Origin of the sequence: Streptomyces sp. NPDC001544, from assembly GCF_042894285.1 — a bacterium.
Lineage (GTDB): Bacteria > Actinomycetota > Actinomycetes > Streptomycetales > Streptomycetaceae > Streptomyces.
Genome location: NZ_JBIAVN010000004.1, coordinates 173,240 through 197,778 on the forward strand (window position 1 = coordinate 173,240; position 24,539 = coordinate 197,778).

The 24,539-nt window shown below is 73.4% G+C and carries 21 protein-coding genes, 1 pseudogene and 1 riboswitch; of the genes and pseudogenes, 11 read left to right on the forward strand and 11 right to left on the reverse strand.

The genetic code is table 11. From position 1 onward, the window contains the following. The 3 genes and pseudogenes from ACFY0F_RS13610 to ACFY0F_RS13620 all read right to left on the reverse strand — a co-directional run. Positions 1-889, reverse strand: a pseudogene (locus ACFY0F_RS13610) (Toxic cation resistance protein); the annotation flags it as partial. A gap of 77 nt (positions 890-966) precedes the next feature. After that, a complete protein-coding gene (locus tag ACFY0F_RS13615; RefSeq protein WP_388792713.1) occupies positions 967-2,922 on the reverse strand; it encodes an FUSC family protein in 1,956 nt (651 codons plus the stop codon). A 7-nt stretch (positions 2,923-2,929) separates the two neighbouring features. Next, positions 2,930-3,733 carry an alpha/beta fold hydrolase gene (locus tag ACFY0F_RS13620; RefSeq protein ID WP_388792714.1) on the reverse strand — a complete coding sequence of 268 codons (804 nt, stop codon included), beginning with the start codon at positions 3,731-3,733 and terminating at the stop codon, positions 2,930-2,932. 111 nt (positions 3,734-3,844) lie between these two features. Between ACFY0F_RS13620 and ACFY0F_RS13625 the strand changes: the two genes are divergently transcribed. Then, positions 3,845-5,203, forward strand: coding sequence for a PLP-dependent aminotransferase family protein (locus tag ACFY0F_RS13625; RefSeq protein ID WP_388792715.1), 1,359 nt, complete (start codon positions 3,845-3,847; stop codon positions 5,201-5,203). Here the strand turns inward: ACFY0F_RS13625 and ACFY0F_RS13630 are convergent. Together ACFY0F_RS13630 and ACFY0F_RS13635 are read right to left on the reverse strand one after the other, a co-directional pair. Next, on the reverse strand, positions 5,094-6,026 hold the full coding sequence (locus ACFY0F_RS13630) for a hypothetical protein (protein WP_388792716.1): 933 nt from the start codon (positions 6,024-6,026) through the stop codon (positions 5,094-5,096). The genes ACFY0F_RS13625 and ACFY0F_RS13630 overlap by 110 nt on opposite strands. A 137-nt stretch (positions 6,027-6,163) precedes the next feature. Beyond that, a complete protein-coding gene (locus tag ACFY0F_RS13635) occupies positions 6,164-6,610 on the reverse strand; it encodes a hypothetical protein (RefSeq protein WP_388792717.1) in 447 nt (148 codons plus the stop codon). A gap of 149 nt (positions 6,611-6,759) precedes the next feature. Between ACFY0F_RS13635 and ACFY0F_RS13640 the strand changes: the two genes are divergently transcribed. Beyond that, positions 6,760-7,917 carry a PP2C family protein-serine/threonine phosphatase gene (locus ACFY0F_RS13640; protein WP_388792719.1) on the forward strand — a complete coding sequence of 386 codons (1,158 nt, stop codon included), beginning with the start codon at positions 6,760-6,762 and terminating at the stop codon, positions 7,915-7,917. Positions 7,918-8,000: 83 nt separating this feature from the next. Further along, positions 8,001-9,068, forward strand: a complete 1,068-nt coding sequence (locus ACFY0F_RS13645; protein WP_388792721.1) for a hypothetical protein — start codon at positions 8,001-8,003, stop codon at positions 9,066-9,068. 3 nt (positions 9,069-9,071) lie between these two features. Here ACFY0F_RS13645 and ACFY0F_RS13650 read toward each other — a convergent pair whose 3' ends face one another. Together ACFY0F_RS13650 and ACFY0F_RS13655 are read right to left on the reverse strand one after the other, a co-directional pair. Beyond that, complete coding sequence (locus tag ACFY0F_RS13650) at positions 9,072-11,021, reverse strand: Ig-like domain repeat protein (RefSeq protein ID WP_388792722.1); 1,950 nt, start codon at positions 11,019-11,021, stop codon at positions 9,072-9,074. Between the two features lie 125 nt (positions 11,022-11,146). After that, a complete protein-coding gene (locus ACFY0F_RS13655; protein ID WP_388792724.1) occupies positions 11,147-12,388 on the reverse strand; it encodes an amidohydrolase in 1,242 nt (413 codons plus the stop codon). 286 nt (positions 12,389-12,674) lie between these two features. On the opposite strand from ACFY0F_RS13655, the gene ACFY0F_RS13660 reads away from it, so the two are divergent. From ACFY0F_RS13660 to ACFY0F_RS13670, 3 genes are all read left to right on the forward strand, one after another. Continuing rightward, positions 12,675-14,018: a helix-turn-helix domain-containing protein gene (locus tag ACFY0F_RS13660; RefSeq protein WP_388792726.1), complete on the forward strand. Its 1,344-nt coding sequence runs from the start codon at positions 12,675-12,677 to the stop codon at positions 14,016-14,018. A 118-nt stretch (positions 14,019-14,136) separates the two neighbouring features. Next, positions 14,137-14,904 carry an ANTAR domain-containing protein gene (locus ACFY0F_RS13665; protein ID WP_388792728.1) on the forward strand — a complete coding sequence of 256 codons (768 nt, stop codon included), beginning with the start codon at positions 14,137-14,139 and terminating at the stop codon, positions 14,902-14,904. Between the two features lie 130 nt (positions 14,905-15,034). Next, positions 15,035-15,823 carry a GAF and ANTAR domain-containing protein gene (locus ACFY0F_RS13670; protein ID WP_388792729.1) on the forward strand — a complete coding sequence of 263 codons (789 nt, stop codon included), beginning with the start codon at positions 15,035-15,037 and terminating at the stop codon, positions 15,821-15,823. Between the two features lie 16 nt (positions 15,824-15,839). Here the strand turns inward: ACFY0F_RS13670 and ACFY0F_RS13675 are convergent, their stop codons facing one another. Continuing rightward, entirely contained in the window at positions 15,840-16,622 is a 783-nt protein-coding gene (locus tag ACFY0F_RS13675; RefSeq protein ID WP_388792731.1) for a hypothetical protein, read from the reverse strand. A 169-nt stretch (positions 16,623-16,791) separates the two neighbouring features. Here ACFY0F_RS13675 and ACFY0F_RS13680 point away from each other — a divergent pair, with 169 nt between their 5' ends. Next, entirely contained in the window at positions 16,792-17,760 is a 969-nt protein-coding gene (locus ACFY0F_RS13680; RefSeq protein ID WP_388792733.1) for a nucleoside hydrolase, read from the forward strand. On the opposite strand, the gene ACFY0F_RS13685 is transcribed toward ACFY0F_RS13680, so the two are convergent. Beyond that, positions 17,757-18,878, reverse strand: coding sequence for a HoxN/HupN/NixA family nickel/cobalt transporter (locus ACFY0F_RS13685; RefSeq protein WP_388793218.1), 1,122 nt, complete (start codon positions 18,876-18,878; stop codon positions 17,757-17,759). The two genes, ACFY0F_RS13680 and ACFY0F_RS13685, sit on opposite strands and share 4 nt — an antisense overlap. A 28-nt stretch (positions 18,879-18,906) precedes the next feature. Next, positions 18,907-19,092: riboswitch (cobalamin riboswitch) on the reverse strand. An 80-nt stretch (positions 19,093-19,172) separates the two neighbouring features. Between ACFY0F_RS13685 and ACFY0F_RS13690 the strand changes: the two genes are divergently transcribed. Together ACFY0F_RS13690 and ACFY0F_RS13695 are read left to right on the forward strand one after the other, a co-directional pair. Continuing rightward, positions 19,173-19,547 (forward strand): ArsR/SmtB family transcription factor, encoded by a 375-nt coding sequence (locus ACFY0F_RS13690; RefSeq protein WP_388792735.1) that lies wholly within the window; start codon positions 19,173-19,175, stop codon positions 19,545-19,547. Positions 19,548-19,609: 62 nt separating this feature from the next. Beyond that, complete coding sequence (locus ACFY0F_RS13695) at positions 19,610-21,256, forward strand: alpha-amylase family glycosyl hydrolase (protein ID WP_388792737.1); 1,647 nt, start codon at positions 19,610-19,612, stop codon at positions 21,254-21,256. Between the two features lie 125 nt (positions 21,257-21,381). Here ACFY0F_RS13695 and ACFY0F_RS13700 read toward each other — a convergent pair whose 3' ends face one another. Continuing rightward, a complete protein-coding gene (locus ACFY0F_RS13700; RefSeq protein WP_388792739.1) occupies positions 21,382-22,179 on the reverse strand; it encodes a DUF4142 domain-containing protein in 798 nt (265 codons plus the stop codon). Between the two features lie 185 nt (positions 22,180-22,364). On the opposite strand from ACFY0F_RS13700, the gene ACFY0F_RS13705 reads away from it, so the two are divergent. Next, positions 22,365-23,057, forward strand: coding sequence for a DUF6445 family protein (locus tag ACFY0F_RS13705; protein WP_388793220.1), 693 nt, complete (start codon positions 22,365-22,367; stop codon positions 23,055-23,057). Positions 23,058-23,103: 46 nt separating this feature from the next. On the opposite strand, the gene ACFY0F_RS13710 is transcribed toward ACFY0F_RS13705, so the two are convergent. Next, positions 23,104-23,574, reverse strand: coding sequence for an FxLYD domain-containing protein (locus ACFY0F_RS13710; protein ID WP_388792741.1), 471 nt, complete (start codon positions 23,572-23,574; stop codon positions 23,104-23,106). Positions 23,575-23,744: 170 nt separating this feature from the next. Here ACFY0F_RS13710 and ACFY0F_RS13715 point away from each other — a divergent pair, with 170 nt between their 5' ends. After that, positions 23,745-24,476 carry a DUF4328 domain-containing protein gene (locus tag ACFY0F_RS13715; protein ID WP_388792743.1) on the forward strand — a complete coding sequence of 244 codons (732 nt, stop codon included), beginning with the start codon at positions 23,745-23,747 and terminating at the stop codon, positions 24,474-24,476. The last annotated feature ends 63 nt before the right edge of the window (positions 24,477-24,539 follow it).

Consider the following 24,539-nt stretch of genomic DNA (forward strand, 5'->3'; position numbering starts at 1 on the left):
CGGCTGTCGGCTTGGGCTCGGCCTTGGCGGCCGGCTCCGCCTCCGCCGCTACCTCGGCCTCGATCTCGGCGGGCTCCTCGGTCACCGGCTCCGGCTCGGCCTCGGGGGCTGCTTCGGCGGTCGGCTCGGCCTCGGGCTCCGGCTTGGTCTCGGGGGCTGCTTCGGCGGTCGGCTCCGGCTCGGCCTCGGTGGTCGACTTGGCCTCGGGCTCCGGCTCCGCCTCGACGGTCGGCTCGGGCTCGACGGTCGGCTCCGGCTCCGCCGCTACCTCGGCCTCGATCTCGGCGGGCTCCTCGGTCACCGGCTCCGGCTCGGCCTCGGGAGTTGCTTCGGCGGTCGGCTCGGCCTCGGGCTCCGGCTTGGCCTCGGGGGCTGCTTCGGCGGTCGGCGCGGGCTCGACGGTCGGCTCCGGTTCGGCCTCGGTGGTCGACTTGGCCTCGGGCTCGGTCTCGGCGGTCGGCTCCGGCTTGGCCTCGGGCTCCGGCTCGGTCTCGGCGGTCGCCACGGACGCGGGCGTCGCCTCCGCTTCGGCCCCGGCCTTGGCCTCGGGCTCTGCCTCCGCTTCGGCCTCGGCCTCGGGGGCGGGTTCTGCCTCGGCCGTGGGCTGCGGCTCCGGTTCCGGGGTGGGGGCGATCACCGGGACCAGGCGGATTTCCGGGTCCGTGGACTGGGCCGGGACCGTTACGTTGCTGAAGGCCGCCGAGACCAGGTCGTGCTCCTGGCGGGGCTCGGAGACCTGGGCCTTGGGCTCGGGCTGCGGTTCGGGTTCCGGTGTGGGGGACGAAGCGGTCGGCTCGGGCGAAAGCGTGCTGTCCGCACCCTCCGCTTCGGCGGTGCGCCCCTTGCGCGATCGGCCGAACGCGTTCCGCAGGAGAGTGAGAATGCCCATGTGCGCAACCCTTCGAAGTGAGTTGTTCCCGTCGATCCCTGGCCAGGACGGACACGTAAGGTTAGCGGCCCCGGATCTCAGTGCGGTGAAGCAATGGCCCTCGCTGCCGCCACCTCCTGCCGCAGGGGTTCCAGGACGCTGCCCGCCGGGCCCGTGAGGTCGGTGCGGACGGCGATCAGGGATTCGGCGTGACGGACGCCCTCCGAGAGTTCGTCGAGCTGCAGGACCACCTGGTCCACCTCGAGCGAGGAAGGCGCGGCCGCGCCGTGGCCGACGCGGACGCGGGCCGCCGTCGTCGCGTCGACGATGCGTTCCACGGCGACGACCAGCGGCCACCAGGCGGCGGCGCGGCGGCCGGTGGGCGGGGGTTCGGTCAGGGCGCGCTGGAACTCCGTACGGATGGCGGAGAGGTCGCGGTAGAGGCGGCGGCGCATGCGGGCACGAGAGGCCGGATCGGTCGGTGTGTCCGGGGGGTCGCCGAACGCCGACTCCACGTAGCGGGCCGTGTCCGCGACCGCGTTCGCGAGGCGGTCGCCGACGCGGGTGTGCCAGCTCTCCGGCCAGAGGAGGTAGCCGGCGACGAGGGCGATCGCGCAGCCGAGCAGGGAGTCCAGCAGCCGGGGGACGAGGAGGGCGGTGCCCTGGTGGTTCAGGATGTCCGAAAGGAGGAGGATGACCGGGGTGATCGCCGCTGTCTGGTAGCCGTAGCCCCGCGGAGTCAGGGCTGGGATCAGGGGGGCCAGGATCAGTATCACCGGGACGTCCCACCAGCCCCTCGGCACCTCCGCCAGGACCGCCGCCGCGATCAGCAGGCCCGCCACCGTGCCGAGGGCGCGCAGCAGGGCGCGGGAGAAGACCGAGCCGAAGTCGGGCTTGAGGACGAAGGTGATGGTGAGGGCGACCCAGTAGGAACGGGGCACCGGGACGAGGGAGACCAGGGCCTGCGCGATGCCGATGCACAGGGCGAGGCGCAGTCCGTAGCGCCAGGAGTGGGCGGACAGGACGACGTTGCGGGCGGCCCGGGCGGTGCGGACGCCGAGGGCGGCGGGCCGGCCGAGGCGGTCGTCGATGCCCCGTGGGTCCACGTCGGGGGAGGTGACGACCTCGGCCGCGTGGCGCAGGGCGTGGTCGACGGCGCGGGCCGTCTCGGTGGTGGGGGTGGGGATGCGGAGGTCTATCGGGCCCGTGTAGCCCGTGTCCACCGCCTGGGCCAGGTGCCTGACCGCCGCCGGGATCTCGGGTGGCAGGGGCCGGCCCGCGAGGTGGGCCATGGGCGCCGCCTCCACGACCGGGGTGATCGCGTTCAACTGGGCGAGCAGCCGGGTCAGTTCGCGGCTGCGGCCGTGGTGGCGGGCGCGGTGGGCGAGGATGAGGTCGTAGGACTGGTTCAGGGACTGGGTGACGGCGTGGCGGGCGGCGTCGTACTCGTCCGTGCGGTCGGTGCCGCTCGCCGCCAGCAGGGCGGCGACGGTCCGGTAGGTGCCCGCCACCGCCGTCCGCTCCGGCACCCCGGACCGCAGTGGCCAGGCCAGCAGGGTGAGCAGGAGGACGAGCAGGCCGCCGCCGGTCATCAGGGCGGGGGCCAGCCACCAGGGGCCGGGCAGGGGGAGGCCCGCGCCGATGACCGCGTTCAGGAGCAGAAGGAGGCCCGACACCGAGGCCACCGCGCCGATCGTGGAGATCATTCCGGAGACCAGCGCCACGCCGGTGACGGCGACGACGGCGAGCCATCCCTGGCCGAAGACCAGCGCGCCGAGGGTCACGCCGAGCGCGCCGAAGAGCTGGGGGACGGCGATGTTGAGCAGCCGCATGCGGTAGGCGTCGGCGGTGTCGCCGATGACGCCGGACAGGGCGCCCATGGAGGCGAGCGCGCCGTACTGGGCGTGTCCGGTGGCGAGTCCGACGGCCAGGGGCGCCGACATCCCGATCGCCGCGCGGGCCATGGCGGGCAGGTTGACGGGGGCCGGCCGGGACTGGAGGTTCCGCATCAGCCAGTCGGGAGGGGTGAGGCCGATGGGGAACTCTCGGGGCATGCGCCCATTATCGTCGCGAGGGTACGAGTCCTCTGTCCGCCCTCGCCAGGAACTCCCCCAGCGCCCTGTTGAACTCCTCGGGCCGTTCCAGGTTGGGCAGGTGCGCCGCGCCCTCGATGACGTGCAGGGTGGAGTCGGGGAGGGCGGCGTGCATCGCCTCGGCGTCGGAGACCGGGGTGAAGGTGTCGTCGGCGCCGACGACCACGAGCGCGGGCACGGTGACGCGGGTCAGCAGGTCGCGGTAGTCGGGGCGTTCGGCGCGACCGCGCAGGGCCGCCGCGGCGCCCTCGGGCGGGGTGGCCGTCATCATGCGGTGGACGTGGGACTTCACCTCGGGCGGTGCGTACGGGGCGACCATCTTCTCCAGGACCTCGTCGGCGTATCCGCGCATGCCCTCCCGCAGCAGCCGGTCCGCCATGGCACCCCGGGCCCGCTTGCCGTCCGGGGTCTCCGCCGCCGGGAAGGTGTCGGCGAGGACCAGGCCCCGTATCCGCTCGGGGAACCGCCGGTAGCAGTCCATGACGATCTGCCCGCCCATGGACAGCCCGGCGAGCACGCAGGACTCCACTTCCAGCTCGTCCAGCAGGCCGGCGATGTCCCGCGCGAACCGGGCGAGCGGGGTGACGCCGGGGAGGACGGGGGAGGCGCCGTAGCCGCGCAGGTCGGGGGCGATCACCCGGCGGGAGGCGGAGAACGCCTCGGTCTGCGGGGCCCACATGGTGCGGTCGAAGGGGTGGCCGTGGACGAGGACGAGAGGGAGTCCCTGAGGGTTTTCCGGGGCTTTGTCATCGAATGCGAGGAAGGGGGGCATACGGCGACCCTAGGGTGATCGACCCCCCGGGGCAATAAGATCTTTGCCCTCGGTGCAATCCCCGTGACCGTGCCAAGTGCGAGCCAACTGCCCTACGGAGCAAGGAGAGTTGTGGACGACTTCCGGCAGCTCGCCGACCTGGTCGCCGACGAGATCGCGGCCGGGCGGCTGCGGCCGGGGCAACGGCTGCTCCCTCAGCGGACCTTCGCCCGGCGGCGCGGGATCGCCGCCTCGACGGCCGGGCGTGTGTACGCCGAACTCGTGCGGCGCGGGCTGGTGGTGGGCGAGGTCGGGCGGGGCACCTTCGTGCGCGCCGCCGCCGGTCCGCAGGCGGCCGGTCGGGCGCTCACGGAAGCCGCCGCCCCCGCTCGGTCGGTCAACCTGGAGCTCAACTACCCGGCCGCACCGGGCCAGTCGGAGATCCTCGCCCCCGCCCTGGCCGCGCTGCTCCGCCCGGACGCGCTCACCGAGGCGCTCCGCCCGGCCGCCGTCACCGGCAACCCCGCGGCCCGGGACGCGGTGGCCGCCCTGCTCGGCACCGGCGCCTGGCGTCCGGACCCCGGCCGGATCCTCTTCACCGGCAACGCCCGCCAGGCCATCGCCGCGACCCTCGCCTCCCTGGTCCGGCCGGGTGGCCGGCTCGGTGTCGAGCCGTTGACGTATCCGCTGGTCAAGGAGATAGCGGCCCGGCTGGGCATCACCCTGGTGGCGCTCGCGGCGGACGACGGCGGCCTCAGTCCGCGGTCCGTCGCCGCCGCCCACCGGACCGCTCCCCTGTCGGCCCTCTACCTCCAGCCGACGCTGCACAATCCGACCTCGGTGACCATGGACGCCGGGCGCCGCGCCGAAGTCGCCGCTGTGGTGAGCGAGTTGAACCTGCCCGTGGTCGAGGACCGCATCTGGGCGTTCCTGCACCAGGGGACCGAGCCCCCGCTCGCCGCCCTCGCCCCCGCGCTCACCCACCTCGTCGACAGCCTGTCCAAGCGGGTCGCGCCGGGCCTGACCGTCGGCTTCGCCGTCGTACCGCCGGACCGGGTGGAGGCGGTGGCCTCGGCGATCCGGTCCGGGGGCTGGAGCGCGGGCGCGTTCGCGCTGGAGGCGGCCGTGCGGTGGCTCGGGGACGGAACGGTGGCGCGGCTGGTGACGGCCAAGCGGGCGGACGCGGCCCGGCGGCGGCGACTGCTCGCCGAGGAGCTCGCCGGGTTCGCCGTACGGTCCGATCCGCAGGCCTGTTTCGCCTGGTGGGAGCTGCCCCCGCGGTGGCGGGCGGACACCTTCACGGCCGCCGCGGCGGCCCGCGGCATCGCCGTCACGCCGGGTACGGCCTTCTGCGTGGACCCCAGCCGCACACCGGACGCCGTCAGGCTCGGGCTCGCCTCGGAGCCGGAGCCGGAGCTGGTTCGGGCGCTGCGGACACTCGCCGGCGTCGCGGCGGCGGCGCGGCGCCCGGCACCCGGGCGTACCCGGTGAGCCAGGCGGCCAGTGCCACCGCCAGGCCGCAGCCGAGCAGCAGCCAGGACGCCGTGCGCAGATGGGCGGTGAGCGCGTCGTAGACGGCGCCGGCCGCCGGACGGGGGATGTCGTCGGGCAGGCCGGCGAGGGTGAGACGGCGGCCGACGGTGAGCGCGAGGAGGAGCAGCGCGCCGCCCAGGGCCGTGCCCAGGGCGGTGGCGGTGACCGCGCGGCGGCGGTGGACGGCGAGGGCGATCCCGGCGGCGGCGAGGACGACGGCCGTGACGGGAAGCCAGAAGCCGGCGACTTCCAGCACGTGGAACCCCTTCCTCAGACGGGCCAGTTCCCGGGCCGGGAGCACGGTGACCGAGGTGTGCCGCACCGGGATGCGGGCGGCCAGCGGCACATGGTCCTGGGCCAGCCGGTGTTTCACCTGGGCGGTGACGGGGGCGAGGTCGACGGTGACCGGCCGGTCGTGCGCGGCGCGTTCGTCGTGCAGCGCCCGGAGCACGGCGCTGTGGGCGGCCCGGTTGCCGGCGTCCCAGGCGACGCGGAAGGCCCGGGTCCGGGTGAAGGAGCGCACCGCGTCGTGGACGAAGGGGAGGACCGCGGTGCGCGCCGGGCCGCCCACGTCGACCTGGCGCACGATGCCGTCCCCGACCGTGTCCGCGACGGCGTCCCGCACGTCCGGGTCGGTGGCGAGCGGCGCCACGGCCGCGACGTACCGGCCGGTGTCGGCGAGCGCGTACGACGCCCAGGCCGCCACCGCGCCGAACGGCACGAGGAGGCAGGACAGGACGGTCAGTACGGCCGACAGGGCACTGCGTGGACGTGGGGACACGCTCCCAGGACACGTCCGCAGGTCCAGGCGCGCGAGCGGAGGGGCTGCATTCGGGGGGACGCGGGGACACGGAGGGCTACGGGAACCGCGTGGGCCCCGGCGGTCTCACCGGGGCCCACGCGTGGCCGGGGCGGGGATCACCTGATCCGGTGGCCGGCGGCGTCCTCGCGGGTGTAATAGCGGTAGAACACCACCACGAACACCGGCGCGGCGGTCGCCAGGCCCAGGGCCGTGGACGCCAGTACGGTGTGGCCACGGCCGCTCAGGCTGTACAGGAAACCGACCGCGACGCCGGTGAGGGCCGCCCACAGGAAGGCGTGCACCTCGCGCCGCACGTGGGCGCCGAGGGACTGCACGCCCATGCACAGGGCGAAGAACACGATCGCCGTCACGAAGCCGAACAGCACGTTCCAGCCGGTGATGGGACCGCCGTAGCGGGTGTTGGCCGCGGCCCAGTACCCGTAGACCAGGGCGACCACCAGCGGAATCGCCCACCTGGCGACCCTGTGGGTCCGCTCGTCGAACACGTCGGGCGGACGGCCGTACCGGGTCATCGCACCGGACGTGGGTGCCGCATGAGCCATGAGAGCACTCCTCTCTCCTCGCCCCTGCCCTCCAGAGCACACCCGTGGGGAACACCCTGGCAAGTGGGCGGCGAGGCCCGGTTCGCGGATGCGGCCCGCCCCCTCGCGTGCTTCCCTTGGGGCATGAAGGGCGGGCCGCACTGCACACCGTGACCGACCACGAGGTCCTGCGCCGAAGGCAGCCCCTGCGGATCCGGGGCCGGAGCGTCGCATGGGTGGTGCCGCTGCTGCTGCTCGTCGGGATCACGACGGTCGACGTCAACACCGCCGCGAGCGTCCGGATCATCTCCTGGATCGTCCTGGTGCCCGGGATCGCCGCCGCCCTCTGCGGGCTGTGGACCACGGCCCTCTTCGCCGTGCTCGCGGTCGTCGACTACGTGCTCGTGGACAGTGTCCTCTTCCACCAGTACAAGGTGGGCTGGCCCGACTTCGTCCTGGTCACCCTCGGCGGCATCCTCGCCACACTGGCCTGCGCGGTCCGGCTGCGCGGCGAGCGGCGGATGCTGCACATGAGGGACATCGCCGAGACCACCCGCCGCACCGTGCTGCGCCCGCTGCCGCCGGGCTGGGCCGGGCTGGAGCACGCCGCCGCCTACCTGGCCGCCGACACCGAGGCCCGCGTCGGCGGCGACTTCTACGACATCCAGCCCGGCCCGCACGGCACCCGCGTCCTCCTCGGTGACGTGCAGGGCAAGGGCCTCGGCGCGGTGGAGGCGGCGGCCGCGCTGCTCGGCACCTTCCGGGAGATCGGCTACCACGCGCCCGACCTGGCGACGGTCGCCGCCCACCTCGAGGTGCGCATGGGCCGCCACCGCTTCCACACCACCTCGCTGGGCCGCGCGGACGGCGACCGCTTCGCCACCGCCGTGCTGATCGGCTTCCCCGTCGTGGACGACGGCACCGTGGAGGTCGTCAACTTCGGCCACGAACCCCCGCTCGTGATCGGCGCGGACGGCGTCCGCGCCCTGCCGGCCGGTGACCGCCTCCCCCTCGGCCTCGGTGAACTCGTACCCGCCGCCGGGCCTCCCGCGCCGGCCCGGGTCCCCCTCGGCCCCGGCGAGACCGTGCTGCTCACCACGGACGGGGTGACCGAGGCCCGGGACGGCCACGGCGTCTTCTACGACCTCGTGGGGCAGGTCGCCCGCGCCACCACCGCCGACCCGGGCGCCGCCCGGCCCCGCCGGCTGACCCGGCTGGTCCGCGAGGGCGTGCTGCGGCACAGCGGCGGCCACCTGGCGGACGACACCACGATCTTCGCGGTGCGGCGCATCGAGGGCGTCCTGCTGGGGGGACGTTTCCGGGCCTGACACCCCCCTTCGCGGTCGCAGCGGTTACGGTGCTGCTGACCGGTCAGGCCGACCGGTCGGCCTGACCGATCAAAGGGGGGACGATGCCCGGAACCGTGCTGCTGCTGGCGGCCTCACCGATGGGCAAGGGACGCCTGGTGGACGCGGCCTCCGTGCTCCCCGTCCTGGCGGCCGTCGCCCCCGCCGTGCTCGCCGGCACCGACACCGCCAACGTGGTGGAACTCGCCGACCCGCTGGACCCGCAGGCCGTGCTCACCCGGCTGCGCGCCGCCGCGGCCGCCCCCGGCCCGCTCAGCGTCTTCGTCACCGGTCAGCTCCAGCTCGACCGCCGCCAGCACCTGCCGCACCTGGCGCTGGCCCGCACCACCCCCGCGACCGTCCGCTACACGGCCCTGCCCTGGCACTGGATCCGTGAGGAGCTCCGGCTGCGCCCCGCCGGCGCGACCACCCTGGTCGTCGACCTGCACGCGGACGCCGAGACCTGGGAGCACCTGCACGGCACGCCCCTGGACTCCGGCCGGAACAACGCCGTCTACGGGCGGATCGCGCCGCCGCCGCCCCGGCGGCAGGTCGCCCCGCCGTCCTACATGAAGGCGGTGGCGACGCTGCTGCGCAGCGGGTCGCGGCCGCCCATGGAGCAGTTGCACGAGCAGGCGCTGGCCCGGACCGCCGAGGAGGGCGGCGCCCACCGTGACCTCGTGCTGGCCGCCACCCGGGGCCCCGGTGGCGCCGACCCGCACGCCGAGATCAGTGCCGCCGTGCGGGCCGGGCGGCACGCCGACGCCGACGCCGTCGCCGCGCGTCACGAGCAGGCCGCGGTGCGGGCGCTCGGGGCCGCCTCGGAGGACGCGCTGCACTGGGCCGAGGTCCGCGCGGACCTGGCGATGTTCGCCGGTGACCCGGTGCGCAGTTGCCGTACCTGGCTGACCGTCGCCTCGGCCCGGCTGGCCGCCGGTCAGGCGGCGGACGCGCCCGCCGTGGAGGCGGCCGTGGACCGTGCCCACCACCAGTGGGGGCGCATCGACGACCGAGCGAGGGCCCGTGAACTCGGGCCCGCGCTCGCGGAGTTGAGACTCAGGGTGCCGGGCCGCCGGCAGGGTGCGCTGGACCACGTCCAGCAGCACCTGCGCCAGCTCCAGACACAGGGCTGAGCGTCAGCTGGTGAACGTGAAGTACTTCCAGGCGCCGTGCGTCGTGGAGTTCACGGTGTCACCGGAGGCGCTGTTGATGTAGGAGGAGCGGATCCGGAGCCGCCAGCCGACGTCCTCGCTGTGGTTGCCGCCGTAACTCACCTTGGAGACGCCGTCGGGGCCCAGCTTGAAGTACTGGGGGTCGCCGGGGTACCACTTGCCCTGGTAGTACACCTCGAACTCGAACTTCTGCGCGCGGTTCGGGTAGTACGGCATCTTCGTCGTGAACAGCGGGTTCTTGGACTTGTGGAAGAAGTAGTAGGTCTGGCCCCACACGCTCTTCGACTTGTAGTGGCCGCTGACCGAGGTGGACACGCTCACCTGCGCGCCGACCGTGCTGGCCGCCGAGCGCGGCTGGTAGCGGGCGTCGCCCGCGAACTTCGCGGTCACCGTGGCGTCCCGCTTCAGGCCGATGGTGACCGACAGGTTGCCGTGGGAGTCGACCTTGCCGGACTTGACCAGCTTGTTGGGCTTGTCGGGGCCGTAGGGGTCGGCCCAGATCTCCACCGTGCGGTTCTTGTACGTCGTACCGAGGTGGGCGGTGAACTTCACGTTCTTGCCGTACGCGTACACCTTGCCGTTGTTGTCGATCGACAGCGCCGGCTTGTCCCGCGAGACGTCCACGGTGTCGGAGCCGGAACCCGCCGCGTGGTCGGCGTCGCCCGCGTACGCCACCGTGTACTTCACCTTGCCGCCGGCCGGCGGGGTGTCGGCGAAGGAGTAGCTGCCGTCGGCCTTGGTGGTCACCGAGGGCAGGGGCTTGCCGTTCGGGGAGTCCAGGTCGGTGCGGGTGACGGTCAGCTTGGCGCCGGCGGGGAGGGCGGCCTTGGAGGTCACCTTGCCCTTGACGGTGAGCTTCTTGCCGCGGGTGGCGGTCGCCGGGGCGTCCACGGTGACAGTCGTGGCCACCTTGGTGGGCGCGTCGAACTCGCGCAGCGAGTACCCGCCCGCGGTGTCGTGGGACACCGCGAACAGCCGGGAGCCGTCCGGCGTCCAGGCCAGTCCGGCGGGAGCCAGCACGTCGGAGCCGCTGAAGTCGTAGGTGCGCAGCGCCTCGCCGCTGCCCGGCCGGAAGACGTAGACGTCCGGGTCGTACAGGTCGTCGATGCCTCCGGCGACCGTGCCGTCGGGCGCGACGGCCACCGCGTTCGGGTAGGCGTGGGTGACGTACTTGCCGTCCCCCTGCAGGTCGGCGGTCTTGAACACCTGCTGGTAGTACGGAGCGCTGCTGGCCACCACGACGTCCTTGCCGTCGGGGGTGACCTGGAGGTCGTTGAGGTCGCTGCCCGCCTCGCGGGTGCTCGCCACCCGGGCGGCGGTGCCCGACGAGACGTCGTACGAGGCCAGCTCGACGGGGCTCTGGCCGACCGCACCCGCGATCAGGGTGTTCGAGCCCGGCGCCGCGTCCAGTATCGGCGCCTGGTACCAGCCGTTGTCCTGGCCGAGGGTCACCTCGTGCTGCTCGCCGGTCAGGTCGACGGAGCCGAGGTTGCCCTGGGCGGCGCCGCCGTAGCCGAACCACAGTCTGCCGCCCGCGAGGGCGACGCTCAGCGGCTTGTCGCCCACGGCGTAGCGGGTGGTCTCGGTGTCCGTCGCGGTGTCGATGACGGCGATGGCGTCCAGGTCCTGCACGGCCGCGTAGAGCGTGCGCGAGTCGGCGGACAGCTCCAGACCGGAGACGCCGGACAGGTCGGTGGTGAGCTGCTTGACGACGTTGCCGGCGTAGTCGGTGACGACGATCTTGCCGTTGCTCGGGTCGCTGATGAAGACCCGCTGGTGGACGCCGTCCACCACGATGTCGCCGGTCGACCTGACCGGCAGGACCTTGCTGGAGTCGGCGAACGCCGGAGCGGCGGCGAGCGCCGCCGAGCTGAGGAGGACCGCCAGGGTAGTGGCGGTCGTGAGAGTGCGCATACGCACGCTGGTTCGAACCCCCCGGAACGAATGATGAAAGGCGCCACGGAACACGACCGCTGATGTGTGGGTCCCCTGTGGGTCGTGTGTGGCGGATGTGAGAAGCCTAGGGGTCGAACACTAGGTCATGCCACTGACAAAAGCGCCAGAGCTCCGGAGACGAGGGTGCGCACACCCGGGGCGACCGTGGACAGATCGGGCGCGAAGTGCGGGCTGTGGTTGCTCGGCACGCCCTGCAGCTTCTCCTTCAGGTCCGTGCCCTCGGTCGCTTCCCACACCGGGGGCGGGGTGGTCGTCACGAACCAGTACGCGTACGGGATCGAGCCCGCCGCCAGCTCGGAGAAGTCCTCGCTGCCCATCGCCGGGCCCGGGTCGAACACGGTCGCCGCGCCGAACACCTCGCCGTGCACGGCGGCGACCCGGCGGTCGGTGTCCATGTCGTTCACCGTCACCGGGAAGGTCGCCCCGACCGTCACCTCCGGCTCCCGCGGACATCCGGCCGCCAGACACTCCCCCTGGGCGATCCGGCGGATCGCGGCGAGCATGCGCGCCCGCACCGTCTCGGACTGGGTGCGCAGGTTGAGGGCGATGCGCGCCTCGGACGGGATGATGTTGTGCCGGGTGCCCGCCTCGATCCGGCCGACCGTCAGCACGGCCGATTCGGCGGCGGCGGTCTCCCGGGCGACGACCGTCTGCAGCCGGGTGACGAGATACGCGGCCGTCACCACCGGGTCGACGGTCGTCTCCGGCCGGGACCCGTGTCCGCCCCGGCCGTGCACGACGATGTCCACGTCCGTCGAGGCCGACATGATCAGCCCCGGCACGTGCGGGTACAGCCCGGCCGGACCCGGCACCGCGTGCTGGCCGAGCAGCACGTCCGGCCGCCCGAACCGCTCGTACAGCCCGTCCGCGACCATGCGGGCCGCGCCCTGCCCGGTCTCCTCGGCGGGCTGCCCGACCAGCAGCAGCGTCCCCGACCAGGTCTCCCGCCCGGCCGCCAGCGCCTGTCCGGCGCCCACGAGCCAGGTGACGTGCAGATCGTGCCCGCAGGCGTGCATCACGCCGTCCGTCTCGGACGCGTACGGCAGCCCCGTCCGCTCCGCGACCGGCAGGGCGTCCATGTCCGCCCGCAGCAGCACGACCGGGCCGTCCCCGTTGCGCAGCACCCCCGCGACCCCGGTGCCGCCGATCCCCTCAACCGTCTCGAACCCGGCCGCCCGCAGCCGCTCGGCGAGCCTGCCGGCCGTGCGGTGCTCGGCCATGGACAGCTCCGGGTGGCGGTGCAGATCCCGGTACAGGTCCTCCAGTGCGGCCACCGGAAGGTCGGCGGTCAGCTCCAGGGCGGTCCGGGCGGCGGGGGAGGTCATGGGGACGACCCTAGGGGGTGTCTAGCGGTGCTGGGCATGCTGGGCGGAAGGTGTCTCGGGAGTGGCCCTGGCCGGGCCCGCGTTGGCCGCCGTGATGAGGGCGGCGACGGCGACCACGGCTGCGGCGACGCCTCTGGCGTACCGTGCGGTGGGGCGTCCGTAGCGTGCGGATGAGCGTCCGAGCACGGCAACCTCGCAACAACAGCGGCATGTTAAGCATGTTTAATGCGACGCTTAACCTAGGGGCTGTTCAAGCCGAACGGCAAGGGGTGGAGGGGGAGTTGGGGTGTCGGAGCGTGACGATCCGGAGACCATCGGGCGACGGGTGCAGCAGCTGCGGGCAGAACGGGGACTGACCCAGCGGCAGTTGGCGGAGCCGGCGTACACGCCCGCCTATATCTCGACGCTGGAGGCGGGCCGGGTGCGGGCCTCCGACGACGCGCTCCGGCACATCGCGGGCCGGCTCGGCGTCGCGTTCGAGGAGCTGGCCGTCGGGCGGTCCCCGCACCTGGCCACCGACCTGCGGCTGCGGCTCACCGAGGCGCAGCGGACCCTGGCGACCGGCGAGGCCAAGGAGGCGGCCGTCCAGTACGCGGCCCTGCTCACGGAGGCGGAGGCGCAGGGGCTCCCCGCCGAGCAGGCCGCCGCGCTGCTCGGCCTCGGGGAGTGCGCACTGGAGACCGGTGACCTGGTCGAGGCCAGGGAGTACTTCGAGCGCGCCGAGGAGGTGACGGCCCGCGAGCCGCTGCCGGTGCGGGTGCCCGCCCTGCGCGGTCGCGCGGTCGCCCACTACCTGGCGGGTGAGCTCCGGTACGCCGTGTACCTGCTGGAGTCGGCCCTCGACGAGCTCAACCGGGGCGGGCTGCACGATCCGGACGCCCTCCTCCTGCTCTACGCCAGCATCATCGGCCCCTACATGGACATGGGCGCCCACGCCCGCGCCGCCCAGGCCGCCGAGTTCGCCCTCGCCCTCGCGCCGCAGGTCGAGGACCCCGCGCTGCTCGCCCGGATGCACCGCTCCGTCGCCCGCACCCTGCTCGCCGAGGGCCGGGTCGCCGAGGCCGACGCCTCCCTGGCCAAGGCGGCCGAGCTGTACCGCCAGCTCCAGCTTCGGACCGAGCTCGCCAACTGCCACTGGATGCGCGGGTACGTGTACGCCCAGGACGGCGAACTGGACCGCGCCGAGGAGGAGTTGCGCGAGGCGCTCGCGATGCTCTCCGCCACCCGCGCCGCCCTCTACAGCAGCCAGGTCGCCGTCGAGCTCGCCGACGTGCTGCACCGGCGCGGCAAGTCGGCGCAGGCCGCCGAGCTGCTGGAGGGGGTGCTCGGGGACCTCTCCTCGGAGCGGGGCGCCGTGCACTCGGCGGCCGCGCACCGGCTGCTGGGGATCATCGCCGAGGACGCCCGGGACACGGACGCGGCCGAGGAGCACTACGTACGGGCGCTGAGCCTGCTGGAGCGGGCCGGGGCCGCCGGTGACCTCGCCGACCTGTGCCGGCTGCTCGGCGACCTGCTGCGTCGCACGGGGCGGGTCGAGGCCGCACTGGACGCCTACCGGACGGGCCTCGGCCACCGCACGGCCCCCGGCACCACCACCCTCGGCCCCGCCCCGGCCCAGCCGCCGCTGTGAGGCGGGCGGCGCGGGTGGCCGGCGCGGCAGGTGCGGGCGGGTGCCGGACTGCTTGAGAGCCTTCGGAGGAGGGGTACACGGGGGTCGTACGGCCGTTCGACTCCACGGGAGGCTCGTCATGACGGACACGCACGCCGACCATGCCGGCCAGGGAGAGCAGGTGCTGGCCCGGCTGCAGACACTGCTGGTGGAGTCGGACCGGCTGGAGGACTTCCTGGACGAGCTCGTCACCCTCACCGCGCAGGCCCTGCCCGTCCCCGCCCACTGCTCCGTCACCCTCAGTCCGGAGGGCGGCGACCAGCCCACCACTGCGGCCGCCAGCGACCCCGAGGTGGAACTGTTCGACCAGCGGCAGTACGAGATCGACGACGGGCCCTGTCTGTCGACCCTGCGCACCGGCACGCCGCACGACATCCCGGACCTGGAGGCGGAGGACCGCTTCGGCCCCTTCCCGGACCTCTGCAACGAGTACGGCATGTGCAGCATGCTCTCGCTGCCGCTGACACCGCCGCGCCAGCGGGTCAGCGGCGTCATGAACCTCTACTCCAGCGAGCGCGGGGCCTTCACCCGGCCGGTACGGGAGCAGGCCGCCGTCTTCGCCGGATACGCCTCCGGCGCGCTGGGCGTGGCGCTGAAGATCGCCGGCCAGTTGCAGTTCAGCACCGACCTGCAGCGGGCGATCAGCTCCCGCACGATCATCGACCAGGCCCTCGGCATCATCATGTCGCAGCGGCGCTGCGACTCCGAGCAGGCCCTGGAGGTCCTCAAGCGCCTCTCGCAGGAGCACAACATCAAGCTCCGCGACGTGGCCTCGGAGGTCGTCGCCCAGGTCAGCGGTGCTCCCCCCGCCACCAGGCCGCTGCACCCGCGCGACTCGGCACTGTGAGCCCGCCCGGGGTGACCGAAGGCCGTTTCGGGCCCCCGGCCACGGGTAGTCGGGACTCCTCCCGGGGACGGGGACACCTGCTCCGGGGCCTTCGAGGACGGCCGGGCCGGGGCTGAAGGAGGCGGTGGAGGTGCGGCCCAGGGACGACGGCGCACACGCGGACGGTTTCGGCGGGCCCCAGCAGGGCCGGCACCCCACGCGTGCTCCCGGCGACCCGGCACCGGACCGGGCGGACCCGGCGCGGGCCCTGGCCGACGCGGTGCGCGGAGCGGCGCCCGAGGAACTGCCCCGACGGCTGTGCGCGGCCGCGGTCGAACTGCTTCCGGTGGCCGGCGCGAGCGTGTCACTGCTCAGCGAGGGGCTGCCCGTGCTGGTCGGGGCCAGCGACGACCACGCGGTCGGCATGGCGGAGATGGAGGCCACGCTCGGTGAGGGGCCCTGCGTGTGCGCCGCCGAGACCACCGCCCCGGTGTTCGCGGGCGACCTGACGGGCGGACCGGCCGTGGCGCGCTGGCCGGTGTACGCGCAGCAGGCGACGGCCGTGGGGGTCCGCGCGGCCTACTCGCTGCCCCTCGGCGACACCACGGTGTGCGTGGGCACCCTGAACCTGTACGGCACGGATCCCGGCGAGCTGGCCGGCCCCGACCTGCACACCGCCCGGCTGCTGGCGAGCGCCCTGACCACGGCGCTGACGTCGCTGCACCGGGACGATGCGGATGCCGGCCGGCTGGGCGGCCTGACCCACGAACACAGCGCGATCCAGCAGGCCATCGGCATGGTCATGGCCCAGCGGGGGGTCGACGCGGGCGAGGCGCTGGCCCGGCTGCGCGGGCGCGCGTTCGCCTGCGGGCGCACGGTGCTGGAGGTGGCGCACGACGTGGTCGGGCACCGCACACGGTTCGACAGGGACCAGCCCTGACGGGCCCTGACGGCGGTCAGGCCTGGGCGCGGGCCTCGTCGCGGACCTGGGCCAGACGCTGGGCGCCGACCTCCAGAGCCCGGCGGGCGGTGTCGTCGGGGAGTACGGTGCCGGGTGCGCCGAGCGTGAGCACGATCGACTGGTCCCCGACGCGTACCGCGGCGAGGTCCACGCTGAGCACGGGCGCGTCGCCGTCCGTGCCGGCCTCGCCGGTCAGCGTGATCCGCAGTCCCTGCCGGGCGTCCCCGACGGCCGGCAGCGGCAGCTCCTCCACCTGGACGGCCTCGGCGCCGGAGCGGGTGGTCGTCGCCAGGAACTGTCCGCAGCTTCCCGGCAGCGTCCGCAGCCAGGCCAGCGCGCGGTCCACGTCCGCCGGGCGGTGGGCGGCGACCTGGTAGCGCAACTGGGCGAGGTCGTCGGTGTCGTCCAGGGCGGTCACGGCGGCCTCGCTGCCCCACGGCGAACCGAACAGCTCCTCGGTGTACAGCGCCTCCAGCAACCGCTGACAGTCGGGCGCCGCGTTCGTCGTCGCCTTCAGCATCCCGTCCCGCCAGGTCGCCGCCCCCTCGGACGGCACCCACGGCGCGCCGAGATCGGCCTCGCCGACCAGCGCGGAGCGGGCCTGGGCGCCGGTCAGGGCGGGGTCGGGGCCGTTCTGCGCGTCCGGTGTCAGCGCCGAGGTGGCCACCGGGTCCCGGGCCTGGTCCGGTGTGCGCACCAGACAGGAGGAGGCACTGAGCAGCGTGGCCGCGGTGAGCAGGACGGCGGCGGGGCGGCGGGTGACCGAGGGGCGGGGCATGTACTCACGGCACCACTGCCTCCGGCGGTCCACCAGCGGTCCGGGCCGTCCGGGTGAGGGGCTGCCCAGGGCACCGCCGGGGGCTGCCGACCCCAGACCCCCGCTTCCCCGGTGACGCGGGCCCCGTCCGGGGTTGATCCTGGGGGCGGAACGACAGAAGGAGTCCGCCGTGACCGGTCAGCCCATACCCGTGATCATCGACTGCGACACAGGGGTCGACGACGCCCTGGCCCTGCTGTTCGCCGTCCGCCACCCGGACCTGGATCTGCGGGCGGTGACGTGCGTGGCCGGGAACACGGACGTTGACGGGGTCGTCCGCAACACCCTGACGGTGCTGGAGCAGGCCGGTGCGCCGGACGTCCCGGTGGCGCGGGGGGCCGAGCGGCCGCTGATCGAGCCGGCCCGCTCGGCACGGCATGTGCACGGCCACGACGGGATGGGTGACCTGGGGCTGCCCGCGCCGACCCGGGCCCCGGCCGCCGTGGACGCGGTGACGCTGCTGCACCGCGAGATCCTCGCCTCGCCCCGCCCGGTCACCCTGGTCCCGACGGCCCCGCTCACCAACATCGCCCTGCTGTTGCGCGCGCATCCGGAGGTGACCGGCAACATCGAGCGGATCGTGTTCATGGGCGGGGCCGTGGCCACCGGGAACGCCACGCCCGTCGCCGAGTTCAACGTCTGGCACGACCCGGAGGCGGCGGCGATCCTGCTCACCGCCGGGGTGCCGATCACCATGTACGGGCTGGACGTCTTCCACCAGGTCGTCGTACCCGGGGTCGAGGTGCGGCGGCTGCGGGCGAGTGCCGAGCCCGGCACCCGGCTGGCCGGCGAGCTGCTCGCCCACCGGCCGACGGCGCAGGGCGGCCCCGCCGAGGCCGAGGCGGCGGGCGGTCTCGGTGACGCGGGCGCGGTCTGCGCGGTCGCCGACCCGGAGGGCATCACCACCCGCCGGCTGCCCGTCGAGGTCTCCCTCGCCCCGGGCCCGGCCCGGGGCCAGACCGTCGTCGACCGCCGCCCCCGCCCGGGCGAGTCCGAGATCCACGAGGGCGTCCGCGAACAGGCGCTGCTGGACGTGGCGTTGGAGGTGGACGTCGACCGGTTCGTGAAGCTGTACCTGGAGACCGTGGAGCGGCCCTAGTCGGTCGGGGCGGGGGCCGGCGTCGGTGCTCCCCACCGTTCCTCCACCCGGGCCACCTTCCAGTAGGTCAGGGCCGCCGCCCACACCACCACGAACAGGCCGACGATGATGTAGCCGACGTTGTCCAGGTCGAGGTCCGCGATCCAGCCGGTGAGGCCGTCGCGCAGGTCGAGTTTGTCGTGCAGGACGCCGACCAGCTCGATGGTGCCGATGAAGAAGGCGACGGCGATGGACAGCCCGGTGATGGTGAGGTTGTAGAAGACCTTGCGCACCGGGTTGGAGAACGCCCACTGGTAGGCGAAGTTCATGAACGTGCCGTCGAGGGTGTCGAACAGGCTCATCCCGGCGGCGAAGAGGAGGGGCAGGCAGAGGATCGCGTACCAGGGCAGGCCGGCCGCCGCGCCCGAGCCAGCCATCACCATCAGCGTGACCTCGGTCGCCGTGTCGAAGCCGAGGCCGAAGAGGAAGCCCAGGGGGAACATCTGGCCGGGGCGGGAGACCGACTTCGTCAGACGGCCGAGGATCCGGTTCATGAACCCCCGGGAGTCCAGGTGGGCTTCGAGTTCCCTCTCGTCGTACGTGCCGGCCCGCATCGCCCTGAACACGCGCAGGATGCCCGTCAGGGCGACCAGGTTGAGGGCGGCGATGAGGTAGAGGAACGTGCCGGAGATCGTCGTACCCATGAAGCCGAGGACCTGGTGGGTGCGCGAGCCCTCGTTCATCACCTTGCCGGCGAGCTGGGTGCCGCCCGCGATCAGCGCCGCGAGGACCACCACCACGCTGGAGTGTCCGAGTGCGAACCAGAAGCCCACCGACACCGGGCGCTTGCCGTCGGCCATCAGCTTGCGGGTGGTGTTGTCGATGGCGGCGATGTGGTCGGCGTCGAAGGCGTGCCGCATGCCGAGGGTGTAGGCGGTGATGCCCAGGCCGATCCCGAACGCCTTGGTGCCGACCTTGTAGTGCTCGGGGACGACGAGCAGGAAGAGGATGCCGAACGCGACGACGTGCAGGGCGAGGATCACCACCAGCAGCCCGGCCGTCCTGAGCGTGTCCTCGCGCCGCCACCTGAAGGAGGCGGGCACCGTCGTCGGGGGGTCGGTCTTCACGGGCAGGGTCATCCGGTTCACGCTCCAGCACCTCGTGGATCACTTCGTGAGCTGCCGTGGCCGGTCTCCTGGCTTACGGGTGGTTGCGTCCGCCGTCCCTGCCTTCCCGGTCGTACGACCAGTGGCCCGGCGGGTGCCGGACGGGACGGGAACTCCCCGATCACAGTGGCGAGGGCCGCGTCGACATCGCATCGACTTCCCGAGCACCACGGCGTGCCCACCGTAGGGGTGCGAGCGGTTTCCTGCATAGCTGCGTACCTGCGCAGGTATGAAAGATCACAGAACGGCGCCTGCCACTATGGCGTCATGCATCTCGTGCCTGCCGACCGCGCGGACCGTCGCACCATCGACGGCCACCGGGTGTGCGACGCCATCGCCGCGATCGGCGAACCAGGTCATGTGCGCACCTGGGCCGACCGTTTCTCCCTGCTCGCCGACGCCAAGCGGCTCGCGCTGCTGCTCGCGCTGCACCGCACCGGGCCGCTCGCCGTGTCCGACCTGGCCATCGCGACCGGGATGAACGACCCCGCGGTCTCACAGGCCTTGCGGCTGCTGCGGGCGGCGGGGGTCGTGGAGGGCGAGAAGGAGGGGCGGGTGGTCAGGTACCGGGTGGTGGACGCCGAGGTGCGGGGGCTGCTGAAGCACTGCGCGGCCGACGGAGGCATCGTCGACCTGTCCTGAAGTTTCGCTTTCCCGGCGATGTGGACAGGATTGCCTCCGTCGTCCTCTCCGAGGGAGCCGCTGTGACCGACCTTTCGTCCAGGAATCCCGACTGGTGGCGCCAGGCCGTCATCTACCAGGTCTACCCCCGCAGTTTCGCCGACGCCGACGGTGACGGGCTCGGTGACATCCGGGGCATCACCGAGCGTCTGCACCACGTGGCCGCGCTGGGCGTCGACGCCGTGTGGCTGAGCCCCTTCTACCCGTCGGAACTGGCCGACGGCGGCTACGACGTCGCCGACCCCAGGGACGTCGACCCCCGCCTCGGCACGCTGGACGACTTCGACGCCCTGGTCGCCGAGGCCCACCGGCTGGGCCTGAAGGTGATCGTCGACATCGTCCCCAACCACACCTCCCACCAGCACCCCTGGTTCCAGGAGGCCCTGCGCGCCGGCCCCGGCTCCGCCGCCCGCGACCGCTACGTCTTCCGCGCCGGACGCGGGGAGCGGGGCGAACTCCCGCCCACCGACTGGCAGTCCGTCTTCGGGGGCAGCGCCTGGCAGCGGGTCCCCGACGGCCAGTGGTACCTCCATCTGTTCGCCCCCGAGCAGCCCGACCTCGACTGGGGCAACGAGGAGGTCCGCGCCGACTTCCGCACCACCCTGCGTTTCTGGTCCGACCGGGGCGTCGACGGCTTCCGCGTCGACGTCGCCCACGGCCTGGCCAAGGACCTCGACGGTCCGCTGCGCGACGTCGGGGACATCGGCGCGACCGGCGAGGACGCGCTGCCGCACCTGTCGCCCGGCAGCCATCCCTACTGGGACCGCGACGAGGTACACGAGATCTACCGCGACTGGCGCAAGATCTTCGACGCCTACACCCCGCCCCGCACCGCGGTCGCCGAGGCCTGGGTCCCGGACGCCCGCCGCGCCCTGTACGCCCGCCCGGACGAACTGGGCCAGGCGTTCAACTTCGAGTACCTTCAGGCCGGCTGGGACGCCGAGGTGCTGCGCGGGGTCATCACCGGTTCCCTGGACACGGCCCGTACGGTCGGCGCCTCGGCCACCTGGGTGCTGTCCAACCACGACGTCGTACGCCACACCTCACGCCTGATGCTGCCGCCCGGCACGGACGACAACGCCTGGCTGCTCTCCGGCGGCCACGCGCCGCGGATCGACGAGGCGGCTGGGCTGCGCCGGGCGCGGGCGGCGACCCTGCTGATGCTGGCCCTGCCCGGGTCCGCGTACGTCTACCAGGGCGAGGAACTCGGCCTGCCCGAGGTGGCCGACCTGCCCACCGAGGTCCTCCAGGACCCGATCTGGGAACAGACCGGGCACGTCCGCAAGGGCCGCGACGGCTGCCGGGTGCCCCTGCCGTGGACGACCGGGGGAGCGTCGTACGGCTTCGGCTCCGGGGGTGCCTGGCTGCCGCAGCCACCGGTCTTCGCGTCGTACGCCGTGCAGGCGCAGGACGGGGTGGAGGGCTCCACCCTGGAGTTCTACCGCCGGGCGCTGCGCCTGCGCCGCAAGCTCCTCGAGGGGGAGTCGCTGACCTGGGCGCCGGACGCGCCCGCCGGCGTCCTGGACTTCGCCCGCTCGGACGGCTGGCGGTGCGTCACCAACCTCTCGGCCGAGGCGGTCCCCCTGCCGCCCGGTGAGCCGCTGCTGAGCAGCGCGCCGCTACCGGACGGAGGGAGCCTGCCGCCGGACACCACGGTGTGGCTCGGCTAGGGCCTGTCCGGCGGACCAGGTCGCAGGGCACGGGCGGTGCCTCATCGGCGCTGGTGAGCGGGGCCGAGCGTGCCAAGCCCCGCGTCTGCGGCATGATCTCCCGGGACAGCACACCTAGGCCGTGCTCAGCCCGCCGACGGGCTCGGGCTGGCGGGAGCGCCGGCGCCTGCTCCGCCGCCGGCGGCCGAGCCGCCGAGGAGTCCGCTGAGGTCCACCGGAGTGGACGTCTCGGTGGGCGGCGCGGTGAGCACCACCTCCGGCTGCCCGGCCGGCGGATTCGGCGGGGTCACGTCGGAGGCCGGCAGTTTCGGCGGGTTCGTCTGCGTGTTGAGGGTCGTGTCGAAGTCGACGTCGCCCGTCTTCTCCATGACCGTCATGTGGTCCAGGACCGTGTCGTTGGCCTGGTCGGCGAGGGCGCGCACCAGCGAGTTCTTGGTGGTGGAGCGGATCTTCGCGATGCCGTTGAAGATCGAGCCGTGCGTCATCCGCAGGATGTTGGCGAAGTCGACGTCGAACTGCTTGCCGGTGTCGCTCTTCAGCTGGGTGACGAAGCCCTCCTGCTGGGGGCTGGCCACGTTGGGCAACGTGATGTTCAGCAACGGCGCGATCTTGCGGCAGGTGACGTCCAGCGCGGCGTGACCGTCGATCAGGTGCTCGCTGGCCGTCTTGACCGCGGGCGACTGGCCCTTCTGCAGACCGATCTGACCGACCGGGTACTCCCACAGCCCCGCGGCCCGCACCTTCACCACGAAGTCGCGGTCGCCCTCGGTCAGCGGCCCCCACTGGGTGTTCGCGATGATGCGGGACTGGTCGGAGGAGACGGTGCTCACCCCGAGCATGCTCGGGTAGACGAGCGCCACGAGGGTCACCGCCATGGCTCCGCCCACGAAGAGAGTTCCCGTCGCGTTACGCGAAAGTCGCACCGTGCCTCCTGCCCGGTAGGGGTAACCGCTCGCGCGGACGAGCGGTTCGGACGCACAGGAGTACGGAGACGGAAGCGTCGGCACTCAATGTTTTTGGTAAAACCTGTCGGGCCGGTGGTTGACCGAACGTTGACCGGCCGGTGGGAGAGCCTGGGCGAACCTGACTGTACGTTCGCCGCATGTCCATGCCACCGCGACCCGGGCACCCCGCGAGGGCTGCCGCATCCCTCCCCGTTCTCCCCTACCGCAAGCCCACCAAGGGCCGCGACTACTGGGTCCTGGACGACGTCCTGCCGGACGTGGACGCCGTACGGCAGCGGTGTCTCGCCAAGGACGACTGGGTCGAGGGATATCCGTACACGCAGGAGACCTGGCCGGGGCTGCGCGCCATGCCGGGGCTGGAGCCGGGTGAACTGGGGCGGATCGAGCGGCTGGTGAAGAAGGCCACCGGGGCCAAGGAGCTGTGGGTGCAGCGGGCGCCCGGCGGCGGCACCCTCAACCACAACTGCGTGCAGGTGGTGGGCGCGGGGGAGAGCGAGCCCCGGCCGCACACCGACTCGCGCGCGCTGTGCCGGTACGCGGCCGTGCTGTATCTCAACCCGGGCGTGCCGAAGGACTGCGGCACCAGTTTCTACCGGCAGTCCCTGCCCGGCGGACGCCTCGGCGGCAACGTCGTCCAGGCCCCGCACAACAACCTGGTCGAGGCCCTCGGCACCCGCTTCGTGGCACCGGACGCCTTCGAGGAGGACGTGCGCGTCCCGCACCGGTACAACCGCCTGCTCCTCTACAACGCCAACCTCGTGCACAGCGCGACCGGTTACTGTGGCCGGACGCTGGAGGAGAAGCGGATGACGGCGGTCTTCTTCTGGATGGCCTGAGCCGCTCAGGCCCGGCCGTTCAAATCCCGGTCGCAGGCCCGGCCGCTCAGTACCGGAGCGCCCTCGCCACCTCCGTCCTCACCTGTCCCGACAGTGTGCGGTGGCTCTGCGCCGTCGCCTTGCCCGACTTTCCGGCGGGGACGTTCGCGACCGTGGCGACGGTCGTGTCCAGGAGGTTGCCGCTGCCGTCCTTGAAGTCGACCTGGACGGCGAAGGACTTGGTGGCGTCCGCCGTGTTGTCCGCCGTGACCTGGACCGCCATATGGCCGTCGGAGGTCGCGGCCGGTGTGCCCAGCCGCACCGCGGCCCTGGCGTCGACACCGTTCTTCACGTCGTCCAGCCGCTTCCCCGCCTCCGCGGTCGCCGAGGCCAGCGCCGACGCGCCCTGCGAGGCGTAGGACGCCGCCTTGCTGACCGCGAACGAGGGGCTGCCGCCGTTGCTGTTCGAGCAGCCGCCCAGCCCGGCGCCCAGGCATACGGCGAGCGTCAGTGCCGCGCCTGTCCGTAGACCCGTCATACCGCCTCCGTCCGTGGCCCCCGCCGTTCTCCTGTCCAGTCAAGGACCGGGGCCGCGGGTGCGCACGCCCGGCCATCCGTACGGCGTAACAACCCCGTGGTCGTCCGTGACCATGGCGCATCGTTCTGCGTCTGACATGGCGTAAACAAAATGTGCGTACGGAGAACAGGATGCCCAGGGTGAACGACGAACACGACGCCTACCGTGACGGCACGGAGCGATTCGCCGGTCCGCGACCGGGCCGGGCGGTGGAGCGGTGTGCCGTGGGCGGGCTGCTGCTCGCGGGCGCCGCCTGGGCCGCCCGGGCGGTGTGGCACGTGCGGCTGTTCCTGGCCGGGGAGCCCGCCTCGGGCCCGCCGGACCAGGGGGACGGTGTGCACCGGACGCTGACGGGGCTGGAGGACTCGTACCACGTCGTCAACGCGCTGGGGGGCGGCGCCACGCTGATCTGCGTGCTGGCGTTCCTGTCCTGGCTGTGGCGCGTCCGCGACGACGCGCGGGTCCTGTCGGCCGAGCCGCCGCGCTATTCGGGGATCTGGGTCTACCTGGGCTGGATCCTGCCGATCATGAACCTGTGGGTGCCGCGCGGCATCGTCGTGGACGTCTACGAGAAGAGTGCCCCCGGGCGGCCCCTGCCGCGCTCGCTGAACGTGTGGTGGGGGCTGTGGCTGCTCGGGATGCTCAGCGGGGTCGGCCTGCTGTACGAGGACTCCACCGACGAGATCATCGAGCGCGCCTACACCGAGGTCTGGCCGCTGCTGGCCGCGGACGCGGCGGTCGTGGGCGCGGCGATCGCCGGTGCCTTCGTCGTGCGGGCCGTCTCGGCGGTGCAGCGGGAGCGCCTGGCGGCCCTGACCGGCGGCCCGGGGAGCGCGGCGGCGGAGACCGTGGCCGTGTCGTGACGGCGTGACGGCCGCCCGGAGAGCCTCCGGTGTCCCTTGACGCATTCATGCGCAACCATGGGG

Bases quoted from the DNA above. Each gene is read 5' to 3' on its own strand.
- ACFY0F_RS13615 (WP_388792713.1), bottom strand. From the start codon at position 2,922: ATGCCCCGAGAGTTCCCCATCGGCCTCACCCCTCCCGACTGGCTGATG.
- ACFY0F_RS13620 (WP_388792714.1), bottom strand. From the start codon at position 3,733: ATGCCCCCCTTCCTCGCATTCGATGACAAAGCCCCGGAAAACCCTCAG.
- ACFY0F_RS13635 (WP_388792717.1), bottom strand. From the start codon at position 6,610: ATGGCTCATGCGGCACCCACGTCCGGTGCGATGACCCGGTACGGCCGT.
- ACFY0F_RS13645 (WP_388792721.1), top strand. From the start codon at position 8,001: ATGCCCGGAACCGTGCTGCTGCTGGCGGCCTCACCGATGGGCAAGGGA.
- ACFY0F_RS13650 (WP_388792722.1), bottom strand. From the start codon at position 11,021: ATGCGCACTCTCACGACCGCCACTACCCTGGCGGTCCTCCTCAGCTCG.
- ACFY0F_RS13655 (WP_388792724.1), bottom strand. From the start codon at position 12,388: ATGACCTCCCCCGCCGCCCGGACCGCCCTGGAGCTGACCGCCGACCTT.
- ACFY0F_RS13665 (WP_388792728.1), top strand. From the start codon at position 14,137: ATGACGGACACGCACGCCGACCATGCCGGCCAGGGAGAGCAGGTGCTG.
- ACFY0F_RS13675 (WP_388792731.1), bottom strand. From the start codon at position 16,622: ATGCCCCGCCCCTCGGTCACCCGCCGCCCCGCCGCCGTCCTGCTCACC.
- ACFY0F_RS13685 (WP_388793218.1), bottom strand. From the start codon at position 18,878: ATGACCCTGCCCGTGAAGACCGACCCCCCGACGACGGTGCCCGCCTCC.
- ACFY0F_RS13690 (WP_388792735.1), top strand. From the start codon at position 19,173: ATGCATCTCGTGCCTGCCGACCGCGCGGACCGTCGCACCATCGACGGC.
- ACFY0F_RS13705 (WP_388793220.1), top strand. From the start codon at position 22,365: ATGCCACCGCGACCCGGGCACCCCGCGAGGGCTGCCGCATCCCTCCCC.
- ACFY0F_RS13710 (WP_388792741.1), bottom strand. From the start codon at position 23,574: ATGACGGGTCTACGGACAGGCGCGGCACTGACGCTCGCCGTATGCCTG.
- ACFY0F_RS13715 (WP_388792743.1), top strand. From the start codon at position 23,745: ATGCCCAGGGTGAACGACGAACACGACGCCTACCGTGACGGCACGGAG.